The sequence below is a fragment of the Kitasatospora sp. NPDC127067 genome (assembly GCF_042724755.1).
Lineage (GTDB): Bacteria > Actinomycetota > Actinomycetes > Streptomycetales > Streptomycetaceae > Kitasatospora > Kitasatospora lactacystinica.
In genome coordinates this window covers 1-7,512 of sequence record NZ_JBHXEM010000226.1, presented here as the reverse complement: position 1 = coordinate 7,512, position 7,512 = coordinate 1, and the positions used below count along the sequence as shown (strand labels likewise).

The 7,512-nt window shown below is 74.7% G+C and carries 4 protein-coding genes and 1 pseudogene; 3 read left to right on the top strand and 2 right to left on the bottom strand.

Annotated features, from left to right (window positions below):
* Positions 1-88 precede the first annotated feature (88 nt).
* On the bottom strand, positions 89-2,572 hold the full coding sequence (locus tag ACFWJ4_RS40185) for a YfhO family protein (RefSeq protein ID WP_380554070.1): 2,484 nt from the start codon (positions 2,570-2,572) through the stop codon (positions 89-91).
* A gap of 269 nt (positions 2,573-2,841) precedes the next feature.
* Between ACFWJ4_RS40185 and ACFWJ4_RS40180 the strand changes: the two genes are divergently transcribed.
* The 3 genes from ACFWJ4_RS40180 (at position 2,842) to cimA (ending at position 7,286) form a co-directional block, all read left to right on the top strand.
* Entirely contained in the window at positions 2,842-3,879 is a 1,038-nt protein-coding gene (locus tag ACFWJ4_RS40180; protein ID WP_380554067.1) for a 3-isopropylmalate dehydrogenase, read from the top strand.
* Positions 3,880-4,127: 248 nt separating this feature from the next.
* Positions 4,128-5,240, top strand: coding sequence for a branched-chain amino acid aminotransferase (locus ACFWJ4_RS40175; RefSeq protein WP_380554064.1), 1,113 nt, complete (start codon positions 4,128-4,130; stop codon positions 5,238-5,240).
* Positions 5,241-5,681: 441 nt separating this feature from the next.
* Positions 5,682-7,286 carry a citramalate synthase gene (gene cimA, locus ACFWJ4_RS40170; RefSeq protein WP_380554061.1) on the top strand — a complete coding sequence of 535 codons (1,605 nt, stop codon included), beginning with the start codon at positions 5,682-5,684 and terminating at the stop codon, positions 7,284-7,286.
* A gap of 67 nt (positions 7,287-7,353) precedes the next feature.
* Here cimA and ACFWJ4_RS40165 read toward each other — a convergent pair.
* Positions 7,354-7,512, bottom strand: a pseudogene (locus ACFWJ4_RS40165) (ATP-binding protein); the annotation flags it as partial.

The following is a 7,512-nucleotide window of genomic DNA, read 5'->3' as shown; positions in this document are numbered from 1 at the left end:
CACTCCGGCGGGCCGCCCCGGCACGTTCCGGCGGCTCGACCGCCCCCGTCACGCTCCGCCCGCCCCCGTCACGCTCCGCCCGCCCCCGTCACGCTCCGGCCGGCCGCGCCGCCCGGCGGCGGTCGCGGCGCGGGGGACGGGTGGGTCGGCGCGAGAGCCGGGCGAAGACGGCGACCAGCGCGAGGACGGCGGCGGTGGCGGAGGCGACGACGAGGCCCTCGGTGAGCCCGGGCGGCCGGAAGGCGCAGGCGATCCGGGAGGCGCCGTCGCCCAGGGGGACGCCGATCATGCCGAGCACGGGCGTGGGGGCGGCGCGGCGGCCGCCGTCCACCGCACAGGTCCAGCCCTCGGTGGCCGGGACGGAGAGCAGCGCGGTGCCGGTGGAACCCGCCGGCAGGGCCGCGGTGAGGGTGTGCCCGCCGGCCTCCACCCGGGTGGCGCCGGTCGCGGTCAGCCGGGCGACCGCGGCCTCCAGGGCACCGGCCCGCAGGCAGCCGATCGGGCGGGCGGGCACCTGGCTCACCACGTCCGACCGCAGCGTCACCCGGACCACCCCGTCCGCCGGGACGGTCCCCAGCCGGTGGATCGGCACGGCGGTGGTGGGCTGCTCGCCGTCGCTGCGGAAGGCGCTGCCGAGGCCGCTGACCGTGCCCCGGTACCAGAGCCCGTGGAAGTAGGCCGTCCCGCCCGGCGTGCAGGCGGCGGTGAACACCGTGCCCTCCCCGCCGCCCGGCACCGACCAGCCGCTGGTGCCGTGCAGGGTGGGCGCCGGCCCGCCCGCCGGGACGGGCAGCGGGGCGTCGTACACCTGGCTGCCGAGCAGCGACTCCTGCCGGGCCCAGACCGAGGACCTCTCCGGCCGGGAGCCCGGGGGCAGCACGGTGACCAGCGGCGGCGTGGCGGCCGCCCGGACAGGCGTGAAGGGGCGCGGCGCCGGCCCCTCGTCGAGGTGGGTGCGGACCCCGAACAGCGCCTGCCCGACCGGGTCGGTGACGCTCGCGGTCTGCCGCCCGCCGGCCGTCCAGCCCGCGCCGAGGTCGTGCAGCAGCAGGGCCGTGACGGTCGGCAGGTAGCTGCTGAACCAGCCGCCGCCCTGGCCGTTCAGCAGCAGCGGGTCGTTCGGGGTGAAGGCGTGCGGCCCGGGGTCGCTGCGGCCGCGCGGCCAGTCGTCGGCCGCGCGCAGCGTCGCGTGCCCGGCCCGGACCGCCGCCGGGGAGACGTCGTCGGAGGGGGCCGAGCCGAGCGCCGCGTACCCCGACCAGACGGCGTTGCCCAGCACCGCGCCGCCGATCACCCAGGTGGCCAGCGCGTTCGCCCGCCGGTCGGAGTGCCGGCGGTCCAGCAGCCACAGCGCGGCCGCCAGGACGGCGCCGCCGACGGCCAGCAGCACCCAGGTGGCCGGGCGCACCGTGTGCCGGCCCGCCGCCAGGCCCGCGATCAGCGCCACCACGGCGGCGCCGCCCAGCACGGTGAGCCGGTCCGGACGGTGCGCCAGCGAGACCCAGCCCGCCAGCACCAGCAGCCCGCTGAGCACGAAGGCCACCCGGTACGGCCCGCCGGCCGGGATCGCCAGACCGTGCCAGACCAGCACGGTCGGGGTCCAGAGGAAGCCGGCCGCCACCAGCGCCAGTGCCGTGCACCACAGGGCGCGCTCCCGCGGCCGCACCCGCCGGTTGAACGGCAACCCGCACACCACCAGCAGGCCGAAGACGCCGATCGCCACGTCCGGCAGCCGCTGCCCGCCGTGGGTGGCGGGCAGCAGCCGGGCGAGGTGGGCGCCGACGCCGGACGGGCCGAGCGGTTCGACCGGGGACTCCGGCTGGGCCCGGCGGGCGGCCAGCACCGCGACGAACAGCACCGGGGAGGCGAGCAGCACCCCGGCGGTGGCCATGGTGACGGCCCGGCCGGTGGCCCGGACCCGGTGGCGCAGCGGGCGCGGGGCGGCGAACAGCCGGACGGCGAACAGGAGCGCGGCCGCCAGGGTCGCCAGCGCGGCGGTGTACAGGTTGCCCGCCCAGGCGAGCGCGACGCACAGCGCGCCGGCCACCCAGTGCCGCTCGCGCAGGCACCAGTCGGCGGCCAGGCCGAGCAGGGGCAGCGAGACCAGGCCCCAGAGCCACATCGGGGCCGCCCCGCCGACGTCCAGCACCCAGGCGCAGAGCCCGTACCCGACCGCGGCGAGTGCCCGCAGCCGGCGCGGGCCCGGGTGGAGGAGGCCGAGCAGCCGGGTCATCAGGGCGGTGCCGAGGCCGATGGTGGCCAGGGTGACCAGGAGGACGGCGAGCCGGCCCTGGTCGCGGGGGAGCAGCGCGGTGGGCCAGGAGAAGGGGTTCATCAGGTAGGCGAAGAAGTCCGCCAGGAACGGGGCGCCGTAGCCGCTGTTCCAGTTGACCAGCAGGTCCCCGGCGGCCTGCCCGTGCAGCAGGTCCCACAGGTGGGCGTGGTAGGGCACGGCGACCGCCCCCGCCCCGGCCGGCCACTGCCCGCTCAGCGCCGCCGCCAGCCCGTACCCGCCCGCGGCCAGCCCCGCGGCACCCCCGCAGACCAGCACCTCCCGCCGCCGCTCGCCCATCCGCACCCCGTTCCACGCGCTTCGCCGAACCCGCCCACCCTAAGCACGCCCCAGGCGCCCCCGACGTCACGCGCGCCCCCTCGAAGGGGTGATGGGACGGCACCGGCGGGATTCGGCCCGCGGCCGTGTTCCGGTGGCAGCGGCCGCCGATGCGGAGATGCCGGAGCGGCTGGGGCCGCCGGCCACCGGTTGCACCGCGGACGACCCGCGGCAGTCCGCATCGTGGACGGCAGGTGTCAGTACCTGGGACGGCGGAGTAGGGTCCGAGCATGTCTCGCACCATTCGTCTCGCAGTTGTTCCCGGTGACGGCATCGGCCAGGAAGTCGTGGCCGAAGGCCTCAAGGTCCTGGGTGCCGCGCTCCCCGCCGACGTGAAGCTGGAGACCACCGAGTACGACCTCGGCGCCCGGCGCTACCACCGGACCGGGGAGACGCTGCCGGACGACGTGCTGGCGGAGCTGAAGTCGCACGACGCGATCCTGCTGGGCGCCATCGGCGACCCGAGCGTGCCGTCGGGCGTGCTGGAGCGGGGGCTGCTGCTCAAGCTGCGGTTCGCCTTCGACCACCACATCAACCTGCGTCCGGGCCGACTCTTCCCCGGGGTGCGGTCCCCGCTGGGCGGCGAGCCGGAGATCGACTTCGTGGTCGTCCGCGAGGGCACCGAGGGCCCGTACGTCGGCAACGGCGGCACGCTGCGCACCGGGACGCCGCAGGAGGTGGCCACCGAGGTCAGCCTGAACACGGCGTACGGCATCGAGCGCGTGGTGCGCGACGCCTACCGCCGGGCGCAGGCGCGGCCGCGCAAGAAGCTCACCCTGGTGCACAAGAACAACGTGCTGGTGCACGCCGGGCACCTGTGGACGCGGATCTTCGCCGAGGTCGGCGAGGAGTTCCCCGAGGTCACCACCGACTACCTGCACGTCGACGCGGCGACCATCTTCTTCGTCACCCAGCCGGAGCGCTTCGACGTCATCGTCACCGACAACCTGTTCGGCGACATCCTGACCGACCTGGCCGCCGCCGTCACCGGCGGGATCGGCCTGGCCGCGAGCGGCAACATCAACCCGAGCGGCGAGTTCCCGTCCATGTTCGAGCCGGTGCACGGCTCGGCGCCGGACATCGCCGGCCAGGGCAAGGCCGACCCGACCGCCACCGTGCTGTCGGTCGCGATGCTGCTGGAGCACCTCGGCTTCGCCGCCGAGGCCGCCGGGGTCGAGGCCGCGGTGGCGGCGGACCTGGCCGAGCGCTCCGGCACCCGCAGCACCTCCCAGGTCGGCGACGCGCTCGCCGCCCGAGTATCCGGCTGACGGGCCGGACCCAGGAGCGGAGTTCCGGCCGACGGGCCGGATCCGACAAGGTTTCCGGCCCGGCGGGCCGGACCGCATAACCGCAGCTCGCCGCCCTCGAAAAAAGGGCGGACAGCTGTTCGGCACGGCCCTCTGGATGCGAGTATCGACAGTGGGTCGTGCCGTTGTGCGTCCATTCCGGCGAATTTTGCCGAAACGTATCTGCAGCGGTGGCGGCCCGGACCAACCCCACGGTGAAGGAAACAGCCATGAGCACGGCCACCCAGGCGCCCATCACGTTCGACCTCAAGCCCTCCGCCCACCCGCTGTCCGCAGCGGAGCGCGAGGCCCGGCTGATCAACCCCGGCTTCGGCAGGGTCTTCACCGACCACATGGTCACCGTCCGCTGGACCGAGGGCGTGGGCTGGCACGACGCCCAGCTGGCGCCGTACGCCCCGCTGGAGATCGACCCGGCGAACATGACCCTGCACTACGGCCAGGCGATCTTCGAGGGCCTGAAGGCCTACCGCCAGGCCGACGGCTCCATCGCCACCTTCCGCCCGGAGGCCAACGCCGCCCGCTTCCAGGCCTCGGCCCGCCGCCTGGCGATGCCGGAGCTGCCGGTGGAGACCTTCGTCGAGGCCGTCGAGCTGCTGGTCCGCCAGGAGCAGGACTGGGTGCCGAACGAGCCGGAGCAGAGCCTCTACCTGCGCCCGTTCATGTTCGCCACCGAGGTCGGCCTGGGCGTCCGCCCGGCCAACTCCTACCTCTTCATGATCATCGCCTCGCCGGCCGGCGCCTACTTCCAGGGCGGCATCAAGCCGGTCTCGGTCTGGCTGTCCAAGGAGTACGTCCGGGCCGCGCCCGGCGGCACCGGCGCCGCCAAGTGCGCGGGCAACTACGCCGCCTCGCTGGTCGCCCAGGCCCAGGCCGCCGAGAAGGGCTGCGACCAGGTGGTCTGGCTCGACGCCGCCGAGCACCGGTGGGTCGAGGAGATGGGCGGCATGAACCTGTACTTCGTCTTCGGCGAGGGCAAGGACGCCAGGATCGTCACCCCGGAGCTGTCCGGCGCCCTGCTGCCCGGCATCACCCGCGACTCGCTGCTCCAGCTGGCCGCCGACCTCGGCTACGCGGTCGAGGAGCGCCGGATCTCCACCGACGAGTGGCAGCAGGCCAACGCCGACGGCACCCTCACCGAGGTCTTCGCCTGCGGCACCGCCGCCGTCATCACCCCGGTCGGCTCGGTGAAGTCCGCCGCCGCCGACTGGACCGTCGGCGCCGGCGAGCCCGGCCCGGTCACCATGGAGCTGCGCAAGGCCCTGCTGTCGATCCAGGGCGGCCAGACCCCGGACACCCACCACTGGCTGCACAAGATCGTCTGATCGCCGCACCCCGTCCGGCACCGCCCGGCCCGGCGCGCCCTTCCGGCCTGCCCGCCCGGCCCGCGCCTGCCCGCCCGGCCCGGCCCGCGCCCGTCCGGCCCGGCCCGCCCGTTTCGCATCGCGAGACGAGCGGGCCGGATCCCGGGCAGCTGTGCCAGACTGCGAGCGTGTCCTCGCTTTCGCTGATGATTAGCAGCAGGCGCGCCGGTCCGCAGTGACCGCTTCCCGCACGACCCGATGCGGAGCGACCACTAGCGTCCAGACCCGCGCGCAGACCTCTCGCACCCGCGAGGGGTCTTTTTGTTTCTCCCGGACCGGCCGACGGCCCTCACAAGGGGCCCGGGGACACCGGGACCGCGCGCGGGATCATGGACAGTGGAGCCGGGACGAGAAAGTCCGGCAGAGCAGTACCTTCCTCCCCGAAACGGAGAACCAGGGGTCATGACCGAGGTCACCCGTACCGACGACAGTTTCCACGTGTTCGACACCACGCTGCGCGACGGAGCACAGCGGGAGGGCATCAACCTGACGGTGGCGGACAAGCTGGCCATCGCCCGGCACCTGGACGAGTTCGGGGTCGGCTTCATCGAGGGCGGCTGGCCCGGCGCCAACCCGCGTGACACCGAGTTCTTCGCCCGCGCCGCCACCGAGCTGGAGCTGGAGCACGCCCGGCTGGTCGCCTTCGGCGCCACCCGCAGGGCCGGCGGCAGGGCGGCGGAGGACCCGCAGCTGGCCGCGCTGGTCGCCTCCGGCGCCCCGGTGATCACCCTGGTGGCCAAGGCGCACGACCGGCACGTGGAGCTCGCGCTGCGCACCACCCTGGACGAGAACCTGGAGATGGTCCGGGACAGCGTCGAGTTCCTCCGCTCCCAGGGGCGGCGGGTGTTCATCGACTGCGAGCACTTCTTCGACGGCTACCGGGCGAACCCCGAGTACGCGGTGTCGGTGGTCCGCACCGCGCACGAGGCCGGCGCGGACGTCGTGGTGCTCTGCGACACCAACGGCGGGATGCTGCCGGCCGGCGTGCGGGAGATCGTCGCCGAGGTGCTCGCCAGGACCGGTGCCCGGCTCGGCATCCACGCCCAGGACGACACCGGCTGCGCGGTGGCCAACACCCTGGCCGCGGTGGACGCCGGCGCGACCCACGTGCAGTGCACCGCCAACGGCTACGGCGAGCGGGTCGGCAACGCCAACCTGTTCCCGGTGGTCGGCGCGCTGGAGATCAAGTACGACCGCCGGGTGCTGCCCGCGGGCCGGCTGGCCGAGATGACCCGGATCTCGCACGCGATCGCCGAGCTGGTCAACCTGACCCCCTCCACCCACCAGCCGTACGTCGGCTTCTCGGCCTTCGCCCACAAGGCGGGCCTGCACGCCTCCGCGATCAAGGTCGACCCGGACCTCTACCAGCACATCGACCCCGCGCGGGTCGGCAACACCATGCGGATGCTGGTCTCCGACATGGCCGGCCGGGCCTCCGTCGAGCTCAAGGGCAAGGAGCTCGGCTACGACCTCTCCAGCGACCGGGACCTGGCCGGGCGGGTGGTGGCCAGGGTGAAGGAGCAGGAGAACCTCGGCTACACCTACGAGTCCGCCGACGCCTCCTTCGAGCTGCTGCTGCGCGACGAGGTGCGCGGCGGCCGGGACCGCTTCTACACGCTGGAGTCCTGGCGGACCATCAGCGAGCAGGGCCCGAAGGGCTTCACCGGCAACGAGGCCACCGTCAAGCTGTGGGCCAAGGGCGAGCGCCGGATCGCCACCGGCGAGGGCAACGGCCCGGTCAACGCGCTGGACCAGGCGCTGCGCGCGGCCCTGGAGGGCATCTACCCGCCGCTGGCCACCTTCGAGCTGGTGGACTACAAGGTCCGCATCCTGGAGGGCCAGCACGGCACCGGCTCCAAGACCCGGGTGCTGATCGAGTCCACCGACGGCGCCGCCACCTGGTCGACGGTGGGCGTGGCCGACAACGTGGTCGCCGCCTCCTGGCTGGCACTGGAGGACGCGTACACCTACGGCCTGATCCGGGCCGGCCTGGAGCCCACCGAGTAGTCGCCCCGAACGCGCCTGTGGCCCGCGGGACCTCGCCGGAGGTCCCGCGGGCCACGGTCGTGCGCGATCACCGCAGTCGGGCCAGCAGGGCGTGTTCGACGAGGGTGATGAGGGCGCTCTTGGCGCTGTCGCGGCGGCGGGCGTCGAGGGTGATGACGGGGGTGTCGGCGCCGAGTTGGAGTGCTTCGCGGACTTCGTCGGGGGTGTGGGGCTGGTGTCCGTCGAA